The 19,437-nt window shown below is 64.3% G+C and carries 17 protein-coding genes and 3 pseudogenes; 16 read left to right on the top strand and 4 right to left on the bottom strand.

What is annotated here, in order from left to right; all coding sequences use genetic code 11:
- Positions 1–2: 2 nt before the first annotated feature.
- Positions 3–236, bottom strand: a complete 234-nt coding sequence (locus X265_RS05640) for a hypothetical protein (RefSeq protein ID WP_128964001.1) — start codon at positions 234–236, stop codon at positions 3–5.
- 79 nt (positions 237–315) lie between these two features.
- Between X265_RS05640 and X265_RS05645 the strand changes: the two genes are divergently transcribed.
- The gene (locus X265_RS05645; protein ID WP_128964002.1) at positions 316–774 is read left to right on the top strand and encodes a DUF6314 family protein; all 459 of its coding nucleotides are present in this window, start codon (positions 316–318) and stop codon (positions 772–774) included.
- 26 nt (positions 775–800) lie between these two features.
- On the opposite strand, the gene X265_RS42215 is transcribed toward X265_RS05645, so the two are convergent.
- Together X265_RS42215 and X265_RS05655 are read right to left on the bottom strand one after the other, a co-directional pair.
- Complete coding sequence (locus tag X265_RS42215) at positions 801–1,097, bottom strand: (2Fe-2S)-binding protein (RefSeq protein ID WP_430648581.1); 297 nt, start codon at positions 1,095–1,097, stop codon at positions 801–803.
- Positions 995–1,831 carry a xanthine dehydrogenase gene (locus X265_RS05655; RefSeq protein ID WP_128964004.1) on the bottom strand — a complete coding sequence of 279 codons (837 nt, stop codon included), beginning with the start codon at positions 1,829–1,831 and terminating at the stop codon, positions 995–997. The genes X265_RS42215 and X265_RS05655 overlap by 103 nt, the downstream gene beginning before the upstream one ends.
- A 318-nt stretch (positions 1,832–2,149) precedes the next feature.
- Between X265_RS05655 and X265_RS05660 the strand changes: the two genes are divergently transcribed.
- The 8 genes and pseudogenes from X265_RS05660 (at position 2,150) to X265_RS05695 (ending at position 10,538) form a co-directional block, all read left to right on the top strand.
- On the top strand, positions 2,150–2,989 hold the full coding sequence (locus X265_RS05660; protein WP_373291566.1) for an SDR family NAD(P)-dependent oxidoreductase: 840 nt from the start codon (positions 2,150–2,152) through the stop codon (positions 2,987–2,989).
- A gap of 255 nt (positions 2,990–3,244) precedes the next feature.
- Positions 3,245–4,975 (top strand): nif-specific transcriptional activator NifA, encoded by a 1,731-nt coding sequence (nifA, locus tag X265_RS05665; RefSeq protein WP_128964005.1) that lies wholly within the window; start codon positions 3,245–3,247, stop codon positions 4,973–4,975.
- A 143-nt stretch (positions 4,976–5,118) separates the two neighbouring features.
- Positions 5,119–5,313, top strand: coding sequence for a 4Fe-4S binding protein (locus X265_RS05670; RefSeq protein ID WP_028137126.1), 195 nt, complete (start codon positions 5,119–5,121; stop codon positions 5,311–5,313).
- A gap of 52 nt (positions 5,314–5,365) precedes the next feature.
- Positions 5,366–6,862, top strand: a complete 1,497-nt coding sequence (gene sufB, locus X265_RS05675; RefSeq protein WP_128964006.1) for a Fe-S cluster assembly protein SufB — start codon at positions 5,366–5,368, stop codon at positions 6,860–6,862.
- Positions 6,859–7,617: a Fe-S cluster assembly ATPase SufC gene (sufC, locus tag X265_RS05680; RefSeq protein WP_128964007.1), complete on the top strand. Its 759-nt coding sequence runs from the start codon at positions 6,859–6,861 to the stop codon at positions 7,615–7,617. The genes sufB and sufC overlap by 4 nt, the downstream gene beginning before the upstream one ends.
- A 4-nt stretch (positions 7,618–7,621) precedes the next feature.
- Positions 7,622–8,941, top strand: a complete 1,320-nt coding sequence (gene sufD / locus X265_RS05685) for a Fe-S cluster assembly protein SufD (RefSeq protein WP_128964008.1) — start codon at positions 7,622–7,624, stop codon at positions 8,939–8,941.
- 4 nt (positions 8,942–8,945) lie between these two features.
- Positions 8,946–10,188 (top strand): annotated as a pseudogene (locus X265_RS05690) (cysteine desulfurase).
- Entirely contained in the window at positions 10,185–10,538 is a 354-nt protein-coding gene (locus tag X265_RS05695; RefSeq protein ID WP_128964009.1) for a nitrogen fixation protein NifZ, read from the top strand. Before X265_RS05690 ends, X265_RS05695 begins: the two are co-directional and overlap by 4 nt.
- Before the next feature lie 14 nt (positions 10,539–10,552).
- Here X265_RS05695 and X265_RS05700 read toward each other — a convergent pair whose 3' ends face one another.
- On the bottom strand, positions 10,553–10,936 hold the full coding sequence (locus X265_RS05700) for a SufE family protein (protein WP_244659256.1): 384 nt from the start codon (positions 10,934–10,936) through the stop codon (positions 10,553–10,555).
- Here X265_RS05700 and X265_RS05705 point away from each other — a divergent pair.
- From X265_RS05705 to X265_RS05735, 7 genes and pseudogenes are all read left to right on the top strand, one after another.
- Positions 10,913–12,118: pseudogene (locus X265_RS05705) on the top strand (Kae1-like domain-containing protein); the annotation flags it as partial. The gene X265_RS05700 and the pseudogene X265_RS05705 sit on opposite strands and share 24 nt — an antisense overlap.
- Positions 12,118–12,354, top strand: coding sequence for a HypC/HybG/HupF family hydrogenase formation chaperone (locus X265_RS05710; protein WP_128964012.1), 237 nt, complete (start codon positions 12,118–12,120; stop codon positions 12,352–12,354). The pseudogene X265_RS05705 and the gene X265_RS05710, both read left to right, overlap by 1 nt.
- Positions 12,351–13,491 (top strand): annotated as a pseudogene (hypD, locus tag X265_RS05715) (hydrogenase formation protein HypD). The gene X265_RS05710 and the pseudogene hypD overlap by 4 nt, the downstream one beginning before the upstream one ends.
- Positions 13,488–14,528 carry a hydrogenase expression/formation protein HypE gene (hypE, locus tag X265_RS05720; protein WP_128964013.1) on the top strand — a complete coding sequence of 347 codons (1,041 nt, stop codon included), beginning with the start codon at positions 13,488–13,490 and terminating at the stop codon, positions 14,526–14,528. Before hypD ends, hypE begins: the two are co-directional and overlap by 4 nt.
- Positions 14,529–14,537: 9 nt before the next feature.
- Complete coding sequence (locus tag X265_RS05725; RefSeq protein ID WP_128964014.1) at positions 14,538–16,238, top strand: hydrogenase maturation protein; 1,701 nt, start codon at positions 14,538–14,540, stop codon at positions 16,236–16,238.
- On the top strand, positions 16,235–17,692 hold the full coding sequence (locus X265_RS05730) for a sigma-54-dependent transcriptional regulator (protein WP_128964015.1): 1,458 nt from the start codon (positions 16,235–16,237) through the stop codon (positions 17,690–17,692). Before X265_RS05725 ends, X265_RS05730 begins: the two co-directional genes overlap by 4 nt.
- On the top strand, positions 17,667–19,055 hold the full coding sequence (locus tag X265_RS05735) for a sensor histidine kinase (protein WP_128964016.1): 1,389 nt from the start codon (positions 17,667–17,669) through the stop codon (positions 19,053–19,055). The genes X265_RS05730 and X265_RS05735 overlap by 26 nt, the downstream gene beginning before the upstream one ends.
- Positions 19,056–19,437: the final 382 nt, after the last annotated feature.

The following is a 19,437-nucleotide window of genomic DNA, read 5'->3' on the forward strand; positions in this document are numbered from 1 at the left end:
GCCTACAACGTCTCCATCTTCGGCGGCGGATATCGTCGCGCCAGCATCGACAGCGGCAGGCGCCGCTCGTCCGCCGACAGCTCCCGCCAGGCCAGCACCAGCGGCCCCTTCCAGTCGCCGACGCCCAAATCCATGTCCACCCATTTCTGCGGCTCGGGCCTTTCGAGGCCGCGGACCCAGACGAAATAGCGGGGCAGGTCGTCGGCGTCCGTATCGGTCCTGGGTTTCCTGGCCATCACACGCTCGCTGCATCGACACGCATTGGCTCAGGATATAGGTACTTGCTCATCCATGTCGAATTCGGATCCAGAGGACATGAACGAAACCGTGATCGACGGCTGGGGGGACGCCTCCGAGGTGGTGACGAGGCTGGCCGGCTCCTGGTCGTTCAGCCGAATCGTCACAGGTCACGTGACCGTGGAGGGTGTCGCGGTCGTGATGCCGTCGGACGACGGGGCGTTCGCCTATCGCGAGCAGGGGCATCTGACGCTGGCGAATGGCACCACGCTCGAAGCAGAGCGCGAATATATCTTTCGCCGGGGCGAGCGCGGATTTTCGGTCTTCTTCAAGGAGACGCCGCCGCGGCTGTTCCACGAGATATCGCTATTCGCATCTGGTGGAGGCGCCCTCAGCGGAAGCGCCGGACATCTCTGCCATCTGGATCATTATCAGTCGGCTTACACCTTTTTCCGCAACGGTCGCTTCGTCGTGCGTCATGTCGTGTCGGGTCCACGCAAGGACTACACCATGGTGACGACCTATAGGCGGCAATGAATCAGGGAGCTGCGAACGGGGCCTCGTCAGAGAATTGCACGACACGCGGACCGCGGCGCCTGCTCGTCGAGAATTCGCCGTACCGATTGCGAGCAGCGTCCGCATCTGACAGTGCAGCCCAGGCAGTCGTAGACCTGGGCAGCCGAGAACGGTGCGTCGTCGGTCGCCACGACCGCGTCCCGGATGTCGTGATCGCTGATGACGTTGCAGGAACAGACGATCATGCCGGATTCCGTTGCGTGACGGAGCGCGCGGCGTGGAGCCTGACAGCCGCGGCCGTGGCGTTGGCAATGGCACGCCCGCGCTGGTCGGTTCCGGTCCATTGCGCGTCACGCCCGCGCGGGTCAATCTCGAGCAGCTTGACGCCGGCCGGCACCTCGCAGCCGTCGCGGGCGATGCCGCGCAAGATGCCGTCGCGCGGGGCGAGCAGAGGAATGCCGGAGAGATGGCCGAGCACAAGGTCCTTGTAGACGCGGGTGCCGATCTCGACCGGCGTGTGCCAGCGTCCCGCGAATTGCGCGTAGACGAAGCGCTCCGCGCCGACATCGCCGAGCGCGCTTGCGACGCCGTCGACGGGGTCGGTCCAGCGCGCGTCGGTGACCAGCCCGATCTTGCCGGGCCGGGTCTCCACCGCGACATCGCAGTTGAAGTTCGACGAGAAGCCTGGCCCAAGCCCGATGGCCAGCCGGGCCAGCCGCCTGAGGTCGGGCGTGATCCGGCGCTTCTGCAGGCGCGCGTCGATCAGGACATCGATGTGACGAACCGGAAGCAGGTCGAGCAGGCCGAGCCAGGTGACCATGACCTGCGGCGGCCGGCCAAGCGCCCGATAGACCTGCATCCCGTCGTCCACGCGCTCGGCCACGACGCCCTCGAGCTGCGCAGTGTCGGTGTAGAGTGCGTCGTGAAACGCCATCTTGCGCCGGATCACCGGTGGATCCGGATCGTGCGACAGCACCACGCAATATCCGGCGCGCATCAACTGGATGCCGATCGCGGATGCGATCTCATTGGTGCCGAGGATGACGGCAAAGAGTCGGCGGTCGTTCGGCTGGGGCATTTGAAACCAATTGTGCGAGTAAGTGCAGCAGGGCACGATCGGACTTGAGACACGCAGAGCAAGAGCCGGGCCATTTGGAACGATTGAAAACCAGCTCTCAACTGCCGACCAACACTAAGAAAGCGGCAACGCCCGTGAAGAGGCGTACGTGGTTCGAAATCGCACGCGATCGTGTCGCGAACCTTCCAGCGTGTCGCAAAGCCGACGTCCCGCGGCGAAATCTGCTGCGACCGAGCGGCGGCGCGTGGCCCAATTCCTGCAAAGTTGCTGCCATTGTCATTTTGTCAGGCGTTCGGTTGGACGCGGCGAGGAGCTTGCGTGACGCTCGATTTGCTGGATCGCGATGGGGAGCCGTCCGGCGCGCCACCGCCCGATGCCGCGCTGTGTCCGTTTCACGGCGACAGGTCGCGCGCGCAAGACGGCGAGCGGAAGACGCTCGTGCTGACCGGCGCCTCGCGCGGCATCGGTCACGCCACGGGAAAGCTGTTTTCCGACGCCGGTTGGCGGATCATCACCTGTTCGAGGCAACCGTTCGACGGCGGCCGCTGTCCCTGGGATTCAGGGGCAGACAACCATGTGCAGGTCGAATTGAGCGACCATCGCGCGCTGCCGCGCGCGGTCGCCGAGATCAAGGAGCGGCTCAACGGCAGCCCGCTGCACGCGCTGATCAACAATGCCGGGATCTCGCCGAAGGCCGCTGACGGCTCGCGGCTGAACTCGATGACAACACCGGTCGAAACCTGGATGAGTGTGTTCCACGTCAACCTGCTGGCGCCGGTGCTGTTCGCGCAAGGCTTGGTGGAGGAATTGAAGCGGGCCGCCGGTTCGATTGTCAACGTCACATCGATCGTGGGCTCGCGGGTGCATCCGTTTGCGGGTACGGCCTATGCGACGTCGAAAGCCGCGCTCGCGTGTCTCACCCGGGAGATGGCGCACGATTACGCGCCGTTCGGAATCCGCGTCAATGCGATTGCGCCCGGCGAGATCAAGACCGACATCCTGTCGCCGGAGACCGAGGCGCAACTGGCGCCGATCATTCCGCTGCACCGCGTCGGCACGCCGGACGAGGTCGCCAAGGTGATCTTCTTCCTGTGCTCGGATGCGGCCAGCTACGTCACAGGTGCGGAAGTACCGATCAACGGAGGGCAGCACGTGTGATCAAAAGGTAAGCGCCGATCGCCAAAGAAACTTTGCCGATTTGCGCTAGATCAATGCGGTAAACCGGCTTTCGCGCGTGGCGCCCTTTCCGGTGGAAAATTCCACGAACCGGATCACAAAGCGTGCAAGTGGGACGGAATCTTTTTGCAGCGATGCTGACAAGTTGAGCGCGACTCCCGACACAACATGAATCAGAATACGACAAATTCCAAAGAAGGCCGCAGGGAGGATGTCACAGGCAACGGAGATTCCGTCATGCTGCCCGCAGCTCCCACGGTTGAACGCCCGCAGACCCATGAGACCGCGCCGCTCGTGCCGCTGAACGAGATCGCGCTGACCGGCATTTTCGAGATTTCCAAGATATTGACGGCGCCGACGCGGCTGGAGACCACGCTCGCCAACGTCATCAACCTGCTGCAATCGTTTCTCCAGATGCGCCATGGCGTGGTGGCGCTGCTCTCCGACGACGGCGTCCCGGATCTGGCTGTGGGCGCCGGCTGGAGCGAGGGCAGTGACGAGCGCTATCGCACCCGCCTGCCGCAGAAAGCCATCGACCAGATCGTCGCGACCGCGATGCCGCTCCTTGCGGAGAACATCGGGACCCATCCCGCTTTCAATCCGGCGGACGTCGAGACCCTCGGAGCGTCGGAGACGACTCGTGTGTCATTCATCGGCGTGCCGATCCGGATCGATGCCAAGGTGGTGGGTACGCTGACGATCGACAGGGTCTGGGACGAGCGTCCGTTGTACCGGCTCGATTCCGATGTTCGTCTGTTGACCATGATCGCCAACCTGGTCGGGCAGACCGTGAAGCTGCACCGCGTCGTCGCGCAGGACCGGGAACGGCTGATGCATGAGAGCTATCGGTTGCAGAAGGAGCTGTCTGAGCTCAAGCCGGCGCGGGATCGCCGCAAGATCCAGGTCGGCGGGATCATCGGCGACAGTCCAGCCCTAAGAGGGCTGCTCGACAAGATCGCGGTCGTGGCGAAGTCGAACTCCACGGTGCTGCTGCGCGGCGAATCCGGTACGGGCAAGGAGCTGATCGCGAAGGCCATTCACGAGCTGTCGCCGCGCGCCAAGCGTCCGTTCATCAAGATCAATTGCGCGGCTCTGCCGGAAACGGTGCTGGAGTCCGAATTGTTCGGCCACGAGAAGGGCGCCTTCACGGGGGCGCTCAATTCCCGCAAGGGCAGGTTCGAGCTCGCCGACAAGGGGACCTTGTTCCTGGACGAGATCGGCGAGATCTCGGCCTCGTTCCAGGCCAAGCTGTTGCGGGTGCTGCAGGAGCAGGAGTTCGAACGCGTCGGCGGCAACCAGACCATCAAGGTCGATGTTCGCGTCATCGCCGCGACCAACCGCAATCTGGAAGAGGCCGTCGCGCGCAACGAATTCCGGGCCGACTTGTATTATCGCATCAGTGTCGTGCCGATGCTGCTGCCGCCGCTGAGAGAACGGCGCAGCGACATTCCGCTATTGGCCAACGAGTTCCTGAAAAACTTCAACACCGAGAATGGCCGCACGCTGAGCTTCGATCGGCACGCGATCGAAGTGCTGATGAGCTGCGGCTTTCCCGGCAACGTGCGCGAGCTCGAGAATTGCGTCCAGCGCACGGCGACGCTGGCGCCAGGTCCGGAGATCGTCCGGAACGATTTCGCCTGCTGTCACAGCCAGTGTCTATCCGCGATTTTGTGGAACGGTGGATCCGAGCTCGCCTCGCCGCGGTCCTTGCCGATCGTGCCGCTCTCGGTGCTTCCGCCCGCCGCCCAACGCGAGTCGGCCGGCGGTGGTTCGCAGCAACCCCTCGAGCCCGGGGGGAACGCCCCCAGCCCGTCGCCGGCCGCGGGCGCTGCCGACCGCGATGGCGTCATTGCCGCGATGGAGAAGTCCGGCTGGGTTCAGGCCAAGGCGGCGCGTTTGCTCGGGCTGACGCCACGCCAGATCGGCTACGCGCTGAAGAAGCACGGCATCGAGGTCAAGCGGCTCTGACGACTGTCGCAGATGCGACATGCTGTCGGGGCCACGACAATCGCCTTGGGCGAAATACCCGTTGAGTTTCCGGGGCTTCGCTGTTGGCATGACGCTTGAAGGGGAAGTGTTCGACGGCATCATCCACTTAAGGAGTCGAACCCATGGCCTACAAGATCGTCGCCTCGCAATGCACGGTTTGCGGCGCGTGTGAGTTCGAGTGTCCGAACGCCGCGATCAGCCTCAAGCGGGACATGTACGTGATCGATCCGAAGAAGTGCACCGAGTGCGAAGGGCACTTCGACACAGCGCAATGCGCGGTGGTCTGCCCGGTTCCCGACACCTGCATTCCGGCCTGAGAGCTGGTCGATGATGCAGGCTGCGCGATCTCCATTGCGAACGGAGCGATAGATGGCTGCGGTTCAGGAAACCGTCGAACGGGTCCGCGGCATCGACGTCGACCAGTATCGTTATGGGTTTGAGACCCTGATCGACTCCGAGAAGGCCCCCAAGGGGCTGTCGGAAGAGATCGTCAAGTTCATCTCGCAGAAGAAGAACGAACCCGACTGGATGCTCCAGTGGCGGCTGGAGGCTTACAGGCGCTGGCTGACCATGCAGGAGCCGACCTGGGCCCGCGTCGACTATCCCAAGATCGATTTCCAGGATCTCTACTATTACGCGGCGCCGAAGCCGAAGAAGACGGTCTCGTCACTGGATGAGATCGACCCGGAGATCCTGAAGACCTACGAGAAGCTCGGCATTCCCTTGCGGGAAGTCGCCATGCTCGAAGGCATCGAGCCCAAGGTGGGCGAGGAAGACCCGGCCCGTCGCAAGATCGCGGTCGATGCCGTGTTCGATTCGGTCTCGGTTGCGACCACCTTCAAGGCCGAGCTGAAGAAAGCCGGCGTGATCTTCATGCCGATCTCCGAAGCCATCCGCGAGCATCCTGAACTCGTGCAGAAATATCTGGGTTCGGTGGTGCCGACCTCTGACAATTTCTACGCGACGCTGAACTCGGCGGTGTTCTCCGACGGCTCGTTCGTCTACGTGCCGCCGGGCGTGCGCTGCCCGATGGAGCTGTCGACCTATTTCCGCATCAACGAGCGCAACACCGGCCAGTTCGAACGCACGCTGATCATCGCCGACAAGGGCGCCTACGTCTCCTATCTCGAAGGCTGCACCGCGCCGCAGCGCGACGAGAACCAGCTGCACGCCGCCGTGGTCGAGCTCGTCGCCCATGACGATGCCGAGATCAAATATTCGACGGTACAGAACTGGTATCCCGGCAATTCGGAAGGCAAGGGCGGCATCTACAATTTCGTCACCAAGCGTGGCGACTGCCGCGGTGCCAATTCCAAGATCTCCTGGACCCAGGTCGAGACGGGGTCGGCGATCACCTGGAAATATCCGAGCTGCATCCTGCGCGGCGATAACTCACGTGGCGAGTTCTACTCGATCGCGATCTCGAACGGCTTCCAGCAGGTCGATTCGGGCACCAAGATGATCCATCTCGGCAAGAACACGTCGAGCCGCATCATCTCCAAGGGCATCGCCGCCGGGAAGTCGCAGAACACCTATCGCGGTCTCGTCACCGCGCACCGCAAGGCGCTAGGGACGCGCAACTTCACCGCCTGCGACTCGCTGCTGATCGGCGACAAATGCGGCGCACACACCGTGCCCTACATCGAGGCCAAGAATTCCTCGGCGACGTTCGAGCACGAGGCGACGACCTCGAAGATCTCCGAGGACGTGCTGTTCTACTGCATCCAGCGCGGGCTCAGCCAGGAAGAGGCCGTCGGCCTCGTCGTCAACGGCTTCGTCAAGGACGTGCTGCAGCAACTGCCGATGGAATTCGCGGTGGAAGCGCAGAAGCTGATCTCGATTTCGCTTGAAGGGAGCGTGGGATGACGGTGCTTCTCGATATTCGCGGACTGAAGGCTGAGATCGATGGACGTCAGATCCTCAACGGTCTCGATCTCACCGTGAACAAGGGTGAGATCCACGCCATCATGGGCCCGAACGGCGCCGGCAAGTCGACGCTGTCCTACGTACTGTCCGGCAAGCCGGGTTACGAGATCACCGGCGGTGAGGTGTCATTCAACGGCGAGGACCTGCTTGCCATGGACCCCGACGAGCGGGCTGCCAAGGGGCTGTTCCTGGCCTTCCAATACCCGCTCGAAATCCCGGGTGTCGCCACCCTGACGTTCCTGCGCACGGCCCTGAATGCCCAACGCAAGAAGCGCGGCGAGGAGGAGTTGTCGTCGCCCGACGTACTCAGGCGCGTCCGTGAGCTTGCTAAGCAGTTGAGCATAGATCCGGAGATGCTGAAGCGGCCGCTCAATGTCGGCTTCTCCGGCGGCGAGAAGAAGCGCAACGAGACGCTTCAGATGGCGCTGCTCGAGCCAAGGCTGTGCGTGCTGGACGAGACCGACTCAGGCCTCGATATCGACGCGCTGCGCATCGTGGCCGATGGCGTCAATCGCCTGCGCGCGTCCGATCGCGGCATGATCGTCATCACCCATTATCAGCGGCTGCTCGACTACATCGTGCCAGATGTCGTGCACGTGCTCGCGGCCGGGCGCATCGTCAAAACCGGCGGCAAGGAGCTCGCGCTCGAACTGGAGGCGACGGGCTATGCGCAGTATCAGAGCAAGGCGGCGTGATCCCATGAATGCCGAGATTCGCCCCGTGAAAACCGCCGCCGAGATCGGCTTTGCGGATCTCTTCGCAACCACGCGACAGAGCCTGCCCGGTGGACCAAGGACCAAGGCTCTCCGGCGTGATGCTTTCGACCGTTTCGTAGCGCAGGGGCTACCGAACTCCCGGGTCGAGGCCTGGAAGTATACCGACTTGCGGCGTCTGGTGCGCGACGCCAAGCCGCTGGCGCCTCGCCCCGGCGCGGAGGCCCGGACTATCGCCCGCAGCGCTGGTGCGGCCTTCGCCGGCCTCGACATGCGCCGGCTCCTGATCGTCAACGGCGCCTTCGTGCCGGAACTCTCCGATCTCGCAGGCCTCGAACCCGGGATCAGCATTCGCGCGACTGCCGAGGCGCTGGGAGCGGACGAGACGGTTCTCCCGCTCGAGATGGCCGGGACCGATCCGGCCGCAGCGCTCAACACCGCACTCGCCGCCGACGGCGTCGTGATCACAGTCGGTGTCGATGTGGCTGTGGAACGGCCGATCCATCTCGTCTTCGTGACGACTGGCACTGCGCCTGCAGCAATGTTCACGCGCTCGCGACTGGAGATCGGCAGCGGGGCTGCGTTCACGTTGGTCGAGACGCATGAGGGCCCGGATCAGTCCGACTACCAGGTCAATGCGGCGTTGCAGATGAACATCGGCGACAAAGCTCGCCTCGACCACATCAAGATCACCGGTGAAGGTACGGCGGCGTTGCATATCGCCACGCTGGAGGCCTCGATCGGAGCCGGCGCGGACTACCGCGAATTCGGCTTTGCGGCGGGCGGCGCGGTGGTGCGCAACCAGATGTTTCTGCAGCTTGCTGGCGAGGGAACCAACGCAAGCGTGCATCAGGCCAGTCTGCTCTCGGGCCGCCAGCACGCGGATACCACGCTCACCATCGATCATGTCGCCGCGGGCTCGCAGAGCCGCGAGGTCTTCAAGGCGGTCGTCGACGACGAGGCGCGCGCGGTGTTCCAGGGCAGGATCACCGTGCAGCCTGGTGCGCAACAGACCGATGCCAGGATGATGGCGCGGGCGCTGCTGCTGTCGGACGACGCCGTCGCCAACTGCAAGCCGGAGCTCGAGATCTTCGCAGACGACGTACAGTGCGGTCATGGCACCACCACCGGCGCGCTGGACGATCAGTTGAAATTCTATCTGATGGCTCGCGGCATTCCGGAAAAGCAGGCCGAAGCGCTGTTGATCGAGGCCTTCGTCGGCGAGGTGATCGACGCCGTCGCGCGCGAGGATTTGCGCGATGCCTTGTCGCGGATGATGCTCGTCTGGCTCAAGGGACGGGAATGATGCCATGCATCCGGCGGTGAGCAATGGAAGCTATGACGTCGACCGCGTCCGTCAGGATTTTCCGATCCTTTCGACGCAGGTGTACGGAAAGCCGCTGGTCTATCTGGACAATGCCGCCTCGGCCCAGAAGCCGAGGACAGTGCTCGACCGGCTAACGCAGACCTACACCAGCGAATACGCCAACGTGCATCGCGGCCTGCATTACCTCGCCAATGCCGCGACGGAGGCCTATGAGGGCGCGCGCGACAAAGTCGCGAAATTCCTCAATGCGGACCGGCGCGAAGAGATCGTGTTCACGCGCGGCGCCACCGAGGCGATCAATCTCGTAGCGCAGACCTTCGGGCGCGAACGGGTCGGCGAGGGCGACGAAATCTTGCTCTCGATCATGGAGCACCACGCCAACATCGTGCCATGGCACTTCCTGCGTGAGCGTCAGGGCGCCGTGATTAGATGGGCGCCGGTCGATGATCACGGCAATTTCCTGATTGGCGAGTTCGAGAAGCTCCTGACGCCGAAGACGAAGCTGGTCGCGATAACCCAGATGTCGAACGTGCTGGGCAGCGTCGTGCCAGTCAAGGAGGTCGTCCGTTTGGCGCATGCGCGCGGGATTCCAGTCCTGGTCGACGGCTCGCAAGCGGCGGTCCACATGGATGTCGATGTCCGCGACATCGATTGCGATTTCTACGTCATGACCGGTCACAAGCTGTACGGACCGACCGGCATCGGCGTGCTCTACGGCAAATACGGGCATCTGGCGGCCATGCCCCCCCTTCAATGGCGGCGGTGAGATGATCCGGGAAGTCTCATGCGAAGACGTCAGCTATGGCGATCCGCCGCATCGTTTTGAGGCGGGAACGCCGCCGATCGTGCAGGCCATTGGTCTGGGTGCGGCGATCGACTATATCGAATCCATCGGCAAGACGCGGATTCGCAGCCACGAAAGCAATCTGCTGTCCTATGCCCAGGAGCGGCTGCGCGGGATCAATTCGCTGCGGATCATCGGGCTCGCCCTGGACAAGGGGCCGGTCGTGTCGTTCGAGATGAACAACGCCCACGCCCACGACTTCGCGACGGTCATCGACCGCTCCGGCGTTGCGGTGCGGGCCGGCACTCATTGCGCGATGCCGCTGCTCGACCGACTCGGCGTGACCGCGACCTGCCGTGCCTCCTTCGCACTCTACAATACCATGGACGAGGTCGACGCGCTCGCCGAGGCCCTGACGAAGGCGCAGGAGCTGTTCTCATGAGTGATCCGGTCGCCGCCAAACGACGGCCCGCCAAGTTGCGGCCCGTTGCCCGCATCGTCTGTGATGCCCGCCGGCGCCGGACGATGCGCAACATGGAGCGGCGGTTCACCGGCGAGTTTTCGCCCGGCGAGCCGGTCCGCGCCTCGGCTGTGATCAGGAACGATGGCATGTATCCGCACAAGGACGTCGGCGAGCCGCTGGTGCATCCCGGCGACACCGGGATCGTCCGCGAGAGCTGGCGCTTTCTGGGCGAAGTGTACTATACGGTCGAGTTCGTGGCCCGATCCGTGTTTGTCATCATGCGAGGCCACGAAATGGCACGAATGGGAGCTTCGTTCGACCACGCCTGACGCGCCGGCGGATATCACATGGCTTCGGCCATGACCGTGGTCGCGTCTGCCCGCATCCGTGACACCATCGATCGGAAGCCGTTCGAGCGTTGTGGCGTCAGATGCTCGCCGAGCCCGAGGCGCTCGAACAGCGCGTGTGGATCTTCGCCGACGATCTCCGCCGCGGAGCGCCCCGACAGAAGCGCAATCAGGATGGCGACTAGACCGCGCACGATGTGAGCATCGCTGTCGCCGGCAAAGCCGAGCAACGGCCGCCCATCCCGGTGCTCGACGGTGGTCGCCAGCCAGACCTGGCTGACGCAGCCCGGCACCTTGTTGGCGTCGGTGCGCTGCGCTTCGGGAAACGGCGGCAACCTGCGCCCGAGTTCGATCACGTAGCCGACCTCGTCGTTTCCCACGACCGAGACATCGTCACTCGTTCCGATGATTCCGTGGCGATGGTCGTCGCCGGCCGGACGCAGTTCATCCGCCGTGCCCGGGGCTATGTGCCCGAGCCGGTCCGCCTGGCGCGGCCGGTGCCGCCGATTCTTAGCGTCGGCGGCGCGCTGAAGTCGACGGTGACGGTTACGCGCGGCAACGAGGCCTTTGTCTCCCAGCACATTGGTGACCTCGATACCGCGGAAGGTGTTCGCTTCTTCGAGGAGACGGTCGACCATCTATTATCGACCTTGGACGTCGATCCGGTCGTCGTTGCGCACGATCTGCACCCGAACATGGCCTCGACCCGTTTTGCCGAGGCGAGCGGGCGGCGACTGATCGCGGTCCAGCACCACCATGCCCATGCCGCCTCGGTGATGGCCGAACACGGCGTCGTGGCGCCGGCGCTGGCTCTGGTGCTCGACGGCTTCGGCCAAGGCAGCGACGGCGGCGTCTGGGGCGGCGAATTGTTGCTGTGCGAGGGCGCACAGTTCCGGCGGCTCGGCCATCTCGCGCCGATGAAGATGCCGGGCGGCGATCGTGCCGCGCGCGAGCCGTGGCGCATGGCGGCGAGCGTTCTGCATGGGTTGCAGCACGGTGACGCTATCGCGACGCGATTTGCAACGCAGCCGCAGGCCGTGCGTCTCTGCGCGATGCTCGATCAGCCCGGCGTTCCCCTGACCACCAGTGCGGGCCGGCTGTTCGACGCCGCCGCAGGGCTGCTCGGTGTTTGTCCGGTGCAGGGTTACGAGGGCGAAGCCGCGATGAAGCTGGAGGCCCTGGTTCGCATGCCCCGCATCATGCACGACGGTTGGACCGTCACGCGCGGCGTGCTGTCTTTGTTGCCGTTGCTTAGTCGCCTGGCCGCCAAAGATATCGATCCGGTCGAGGGAGCCGAGCTGTTTCATGGCACCTTCGCGGCCGCCTGCGTCGACTGGATCGTGCGCGCGGCCCGCGAGACCGGCATCACGACGGTCACCTTGAGCGGTGGCTGTTTCCTCAACGCGATCCTGGCGGAGGAGGTCGGACGCGGCTGCGTGGCCGCCGGTCTCAATCCGCTGCTGCCGCGGCAATTGCCGCCCAATGACGGCGGTCTCAGCCTCGGTCAGGCCTGGATTGCCGCGCTCCAACTCGAACAGCACGGCCTGGAAGGAACCGCCTGATGTGTCTCGCGATACCGGCTGAGGTCACAAAACTCCTGCCTGACGAGATGGCGATCGTGTCCATCGACGGGGTCAGCAAGGAGATTTCGGTGGCCCTGATCGAGGACCTCGCTGTCGGCGACTACGTGATCATCCATGTCGGCTATGCCCTGACCAAGATTGATCCTGATGAGGCGAAGCGGACGCTCGACTTGCTGCGCGAGCTCAGCGCCGAGGCACAGGGAGCAGCGTCATGAAATATGCCGACGAGTTTCGCGATAAGGAGATCGCGCTCGGGCTCGCCAAAGCGATCCGCGCGGAGGCCGATCCGCAAGAGCCCTATCGCTTCATGGAATTCTGCGGCGGTCACACCCATGCGATCTCGCGCTACGGCCTCGAGGACATGCTGCCGAAGAACGTGCGGATGATCCACGGTCCAGCGTCCGGTCTGCGTGCTGCCGGCCGGGCGCATCGACATGGCCATCCGCCTCGCGATGCGGCCGGACATCATCCTGTGCGTCTATGGCGACTTGATGCGCGTTCCAGGCTCGCAAGGTGCCTCGCTCCTGAAGGCGAAGGCGCGCGGCGCCGACATTCGCATGGTCTATTCCACCATCGACGCGATCAGGATTGCCGAGGATAATCCCGGGCGGGAAATCGTGTTCTTCGCCATCGGCTTCGAGACCACGACGCCGCCGACGGCGGTCATGATCCGGCTTGCGGAGAAGAAGCAGCTCGAAAACTTCACCGTCTTCTGCAATCACGTGCTGACGCCGCCGGCGATGCAGAACATCTTGGAGAGCCCCGATATCCGCAATATCGGCCGGGTCGAGATCGACGGCTTCGTCGGGCCGGCGCACGTTTCGACTATCATCGGCACGGCGCCTTACGAGTTCTTCGCCGAGGAGTTCGGCAAGCCCGTGGTGATCTCGGGCTTCGAGCCGCTCGACATGATGCAGGCGATCCTGATGCTGGTGCAGCAGGTCAACGAGAACAGGCACGAGGTCGAGAACCAGTATAGCCGCGCCGTGAGCCGCGACGGCAATCTGCGCGCCAAAGAGGAAGTCTCCGACATTTTCGAGCTGCGCGACCAGTTCGAATGGCGCGGTCTCGGTCAGGTGCCCTATAGCGGGCTGAAGCTGAAGCGCGCCTACGCCCGATACGACGCCGAAATCCGTTTCGACATGACCGAACTGCGTGTCGACGACAATCCCGCGTGCGAATGCGGTGCCATCCTGCGCGGCGTGAAAAAGCCGGTCGATTGCAAGCTGTTCGGCACCGTCTGCACGCCGGAGACCCCGATGGGATCCTGCATGGTGTCCTCCGAGGGCGCCTGTGCCGCGCACTGGACTTACGGCCGCTTCCGCGACCACCAGCAGAGGCGGGCGTCATGAAAGCCTATCAGCGCAAGCTCGACATCAGGAACGGCTGCGTCGACCTGTCCCACGGCTCCGGCGGCCGGGCCATGGCGCAGCTGATCTCGGGCCTGTTCCACGAGGCTTTCGGCAACGAATGGCTGGCGCGCGGCAACGACCAGTCGGCGTTCGACGTCGGCGCAGGGCGCATGGTGATGACGACCGACGGCTACGTCGTCTCGCCGCTGTTCTTCCCCGGTGGCAATATCGGCTCGCTCGCGGTGCACGGCACCGTCAACGACATCGCCATGGCCGGCGCGAAGCCGCTCTATCTGTCGGCGAGCTTCATCATCGAGGAGGGCTTTCGGTTCGCCGATCTCAAGACCATCGCGGAATCGATGGGGGAGGCGGCGCGCGCGGCCGGCGTCCACATCATCACCGGCGACACCAAGGTGGTCGAGCGCGGCAAGGCCGACGGCCTTTTCATATCGACCGCCGGCGTCGGGGTTGTGCCTGATGGCCTCGATCTCTCGGCCGGGAACGCGCGCGTCGGTGACCGCGTCCTGATCTCCGGCACGCTCGGCGATCACGGTGTGGCCATCATGTCGAAGCGGCAGAATCTCGCCTTCGAAACCGAGATCGTCTCGGATTCGGCGTCGCTGAATGGGCTCGTTGCAAGCATGGTGGCGGCGGCGGGCCGCGGCATCCGCCTGATGCGCGATCCCACCCGCGGCGGCCTCGCCGCCACGCTCAACGAGATCGCCCAGCAGTCCGATCTGGGTTTCCACCTCCGCGAGGAGGCGATCCCGGTGAAACCCGGCGTCGCGGCGGCCTGCGAGCTGCTGGGGCTCGATCCGCTTCACGTCGCCAACGAAGGCAAGCTGGTCGCGATCGTGGCGCCTGAGGATGCAGGTGCGGTGCTGGCCGCGATGCGGGCGCATCCGCTCGGCCGCGACGCCGCCGATATCGGCGAGGCCGTTGCCGACGATCATCATTTCGTTCAGATGGCGACGAGCTTCGGCGGCGGACGAATCGTCGATTGGCTGTCCGGCGAGCAGCTGCCGAGAATTTGTTGAGGCACCACGATGCGCATCCTGCTCCTGTCGCATTCCTTCAACAGCCTGACGCAGCGGCTCCATGTCGAGCTGAGGGAGCGCGGCCACGACGTTGCGGTCGAGCTCGACATCTACGCCGACGTCACCCGCGAGAGCGTGGCGCTGCATCGGCCGGATCTTGTGATCGCGCCGTTCCTGAAACGGGCGATTCCCGACGACGTCTGGCGTAGCGTGCGCTGCCTGGTTGTCCATCCTGGACCGCCCGGGGATCGCGGCCCGGCCGCGCTCGACTGGGCGGTCCTGGAGGGCGTCGCCGAGTGGGGCGTCACCGTGCTGCAGGCGGACGACGAGTTCGATGCGGGTCCCGTCTGGGCATCCCGCAGCTTCCCGATGCGGCGTGCCGCCAAGTCCAGCCTCTATCGCAGCGAGGTGACATCATGCGCCGTTGCGGCGGTGCTCGAGGCCGTCGCGGCGATCGAATCGGGACGGGCCGCTCCGAGGCCGATGCGGGCGGACGATCCGCGCATCCGCGTCCGCGGACCTTGCCGCCAGGCGGACCGGGTGATCGACTGGCAGCACGACACCACGGAGGCTGTCCTGCGCAAGATCAACAGCGCCGACGGCATGCCGGGTCTGGTCGACAGCCTGTACTTCCAGGACGTCAGGCTGTTCGACGTGCACGAGGCGCACGACATCTCGGGTGTCCCGGGCACGGTCGTCGCGCAGTGCGACGGCGCACTGGCGCGCGCCACGGTCGATGGCGCGGTCTGGATCGGCCATGTCAGGCGGCTCGCGCCGAAGAGCCTGAAGCTGCCGACGGCCAAGGTCTTTGCCGCCGAGGCGGCGCGTCTGCCGCATCGGCGCGGCTGCGGCTACGCCCCGATCCGCTATCGCGAGCATGGCGAGGTCGGGGAGCTTGCCTTCTCCTTCTATAATGGTGCCATGAGCACAAGCGACTGCGAAGCGCTGCTCGCCGCCTATCGCGCAGCGCTCGCGCGGCCGACCAAGGTGCTGCTTCTGACTGGCGGCGAGGACTATTGGTCGAACGGGATTCACCTGGCCGCGATCGAGGCGGCCGACAGCGCCGCGGACGAGTCCTGGCGCAACATCAACGCGATCGACGATCTTGCCCGCGCCATCATCGAGACCACCGACCGCCTGGTCGTCTCGGTCATTCGCGGCAACGCGGGTGCGGGCGGCGTCTTCCTGAGCCTGGCCGCCGACGAGGTCTGGGCGAGCGACCAGGTCGTCCTCAATCCGCATTACAAGGACATGGGCAATCTCTACGGCTCGGAATACTGGACCTATCTGTTGCCGCGCCGGGCGGGGGCCGCAAATGCAAAGCGGATCACGGAATGCCGGCTGCCGATGGGCGCAGCGGAAGCGCACCGCCTAGGCATCGTCGATCGCGTGCTGTCGAGCGCGGAGCTTGGCGAGGCAAATCTGGTGAAGCATGGCGCCGCCATGGCGTCGGACACCGATTTTGCCGCGCGCCTGGCTGCCAAGCAGACGCGGCGGGCAGCCGATGAAGCCGAGAAGCCGCTGCAAGCCTACCGCGACGAGGAGCTGCGGCGAATGAAGCTGAACTTCTACGGCTTCGATCCGAGCTATCATGTCGCGCGCTACAACTTCATTCACAAGGTACCGAAGTCGCGCACGCCGCTGACCATCGCAAGTCACCGGTCGACGCGCGCGCATGGGCGCCCCACAGGCATGGCGGTGCCGTCGTGAGCATTCAGGGAACCATTCTCGTCGTCGACGACGAGGTCCGCTCGCAGGAAGCGCTGCGGCGCGTGCTCAAGGAGGACTTCGAGGTGCTCTGCGTCGGCAACGCGGCCGATGCCGAGAGGTTGCTGGAGGGCGAGATCGTCCATGCGATTCTCTGTGACCAGCGGATGCCGCATGAGTCCGGCGTGAGCTTCCTGAAGCGCGTCCGCGAGCTCTGGCCGGATCCGGTGCGGATGATCATCTCCGGCTATTCGGAATCCGAAGACATCATCGCGGGACTGAACGAGGCCGGCATCTATCAATATATCACCAAGCCCTGGCAGCCCGATCAGCTGGTCGAGACCGTCAAGGAGGCGGTTCAGCTTTATCGGCTGCAGAAGGAGACCGAGACCGCCGGCGTCGACGTCAAGGCGACGTCGGGTCACATCAAGAAAGTGGTCTCGGTCAAGCGTGGAGCGGCCAAGCAGCTCTACGATTTCGACCGCATCGTGCATTCGGTGGAAAGTCCGATGCACGGCGTGATCGAACTCGGCAAGCGTGCCGCCGATTACGATATTTCGGTGCTCATCACCGGTGAGTCCGGCACCGGCAAGGAGCTGCTGGCACGCGCCATCCACTACGGTTCGGCGCGGGCCAGCAAGGCCTTCGTCGTCGAGAATTGCGGCGCGTTGCCTGACGAGCTGCTGGAGAGCGAGCTGTTCGGCTGCAAGAAGGGCGCCTTCACCGGCGCCTATCAGGATCGCATCGGCCTGTTCGAGGTCGCCGACGGCGGCACGATCTTTCTCGACGAGATCGGCGAGACTTCGCCTGCGTTCCAGGTCAAGCTGCTTCGCGTGCTGCAGGAGAGCGAGATCCGGCCGCTCGGCGCCCAGCGCGTCCGCAAGGTTGACGTCCGCGTGGTGGCGGCGACCAACCGCGATCTGGAAGCCGAGGTCGAAGCCGGCCGCTTCCGGCGCGATCTCTATTACCGTCTCGCCGCATTCCCGGTGCACATGCCGGCACTGCGCGAGCGCCCCATGGACATCCCGCTGATTGCCGAGGGCGTGCTGTCGGCGGTGAAGGTCTCGTTCAACCGGCCCAACCTGCGCTTCGCCCGTTCGGCGCTGGACGAATTCGTCAAATATCACTGGCCTGGCAACGTGCGCGAGCTTCAGAACGAGATCCAGCGTATGGCTGTGCTCGCCGACCAGGACGAGCTGCGCGCTCCGCCGCTGCTCGGCCGTCGCAATGCGAAGCGATCCGCACCATTGCCGACCCATGGCAAGCTGAACGGATCGGCCTCGCTGAAAGACAAGGTGGAGGATCTCGAGAAGTCGGTTATCGTGAACTGCCTGGAGAGGTATGACGGCAATATCAGCCGTGTCGCCAGCGAGCTGGGCCTGTCACGGGTGGGTCTCAGGAACAAGCTGTCCAGGTATGATTTGAGAAAAAATGCCAAAGGCGACGCATTCTCCTGAAGCAAGCGAGACGGATTCGCTCCTGAAGCTGGTGACCAGCGGAGGCGCGATCGAGTTCGATCGCGAGCGCGAAGGCGCCTGGATCGAAGTCATTCGCAAGATGGACGAGGTCTATTCGGACCTGTTGCGCTACGAGGTCGACCTCGAGCACAAGAACGCGGAGCTCGAGGAAGCGCAGGCCTTCGTCACCAACGTCATCGAATCCGTCTCTGATATCCTTGTCGTCTGCGATGCCAGGGGACTGGTGCAGCAAGTCAATTCCGCGTTTCAGCACGCGATCGGCCGCAGCGTCGGGGACGTGGTCGGCAAGAACATTGCCGACGTCATCGATGCCGCGGACAGTCCCAAGCTGGTGCCGTTGTTGAAGCCGCGCGGGACGCCTGACGTCGTCGACGGCGAATTGAGATTCTTGACGGATGGCGGCAGCACGGATCTGTTCGCGATCAACAGCTCGCCGCGCCACGATCATCGCGGCCGCTTCATCGGCGTGGTGCTGACGGGCCGGCCGATCGGCGAGCTGCGCCGCGCCTATGAGGCGCTGCACAAGGCGCATCACGAATTGCAGCGTGCCCAGCGGCAGCTGGTCGAGCAGGAGAAGATGGCGAGCCTCGGCCGTCTGGTCGCCGGCGTGGCGCACGAGCTGAACAATCCGATCAGCTTCGTCTACGGCAACATTCACACCCTGATCCGTTACCGCGCGGCCATCGTCGCCTATCTCGATGCGATCCATGGCGAGGGGCGTGCGAGCGACCTTGCCGCGCTGAGGAAAAGCCTGCGCATCGACGATGTCCTGGAAGATTTCGGTCCGTTGATCGAGGGCACCATGGAGGGCGCGGTCCGCATCAGCGAGATCGTGAAGAACCTGCGGCGGCTCTCCTTCAGCAAGCTCGGCGAGGTCGAGCGCGTCAATATCGAGCGGCTGATCAACACCGCCGTGCTGTGGGCCGTCCGCACCAAGCAGGTCCGTATCGACCTGCAGATGGAGCTCGAGCCGGAGCTGTGGATCTCCGGCAACGAAGGCCAATTGCACCAGGTCATCGTCAATCTGGTCGAAAACGCGATCGATGCGATGCGCGGCACCGAAGCGCCCCGGCTGGTTGTCTCGGCGGCGCGTAAGGGCAACGAGGTCCTGTTCCGGATTTCGGACAACGGCCCCGGAATCGACAAGGACCATATCAGCCACATCTTCGAGCCGTTCTTCACGACCAAGCGCGTCGGCGAGGGCACGGGGCTCGGTCTCTGGATCAGCTACGGCATCGTGCGCGAGCACGGCGGCGAGCTGGTTGCGACCAACGAGCCGGAAGGCGGCGCGACCTTTTCATTTGCGCTGCCGCAGGCCATCGCAACGGTGGTGTCTGAATGATCGGGTGCTACGGAGCCGGACCACGATCCCTGAACCGGCGACCGTAAGGCGCCTCGCGGTGCGCCGGCAGGTCTGTAGTGGCTTGTTATTACTTCTATTTTCAGCGTGGTGCCCCTGGCCGGCAGTCACCTATTTCCTTAACTATCCGAATTTATGGCGATTTTAGTCACGGATTGCTGCCGATACCAGCAGAAATACCAGCAAGCTGAGACGCGCGGTACTCGCTGGCAAAAAATAAGCCAGCAGGCTCCCCGGCAGCAGGCGCGCCCCATGCCGTTCTGGTCTCCACAAGCGCCACGACCGGAATCGAACCCGGCTCCGACTCGAATCCCGATAGGATCGCCCAAACTTGATATCGCGAGGTCAAGGGAGCGCCTTGTCA

This window comes from Bradyrhizobium guangdongense, from assembly GCF_004114975.1.
In the GTDB taxonomy this organism is placed as follows: Bacteria; Pseudomonadota; Alphaproteobacteria; order Rhizobiales; family Xanthobacteraceae; genus Bradyrhizobium; species Bradyrhizobium guangdongense.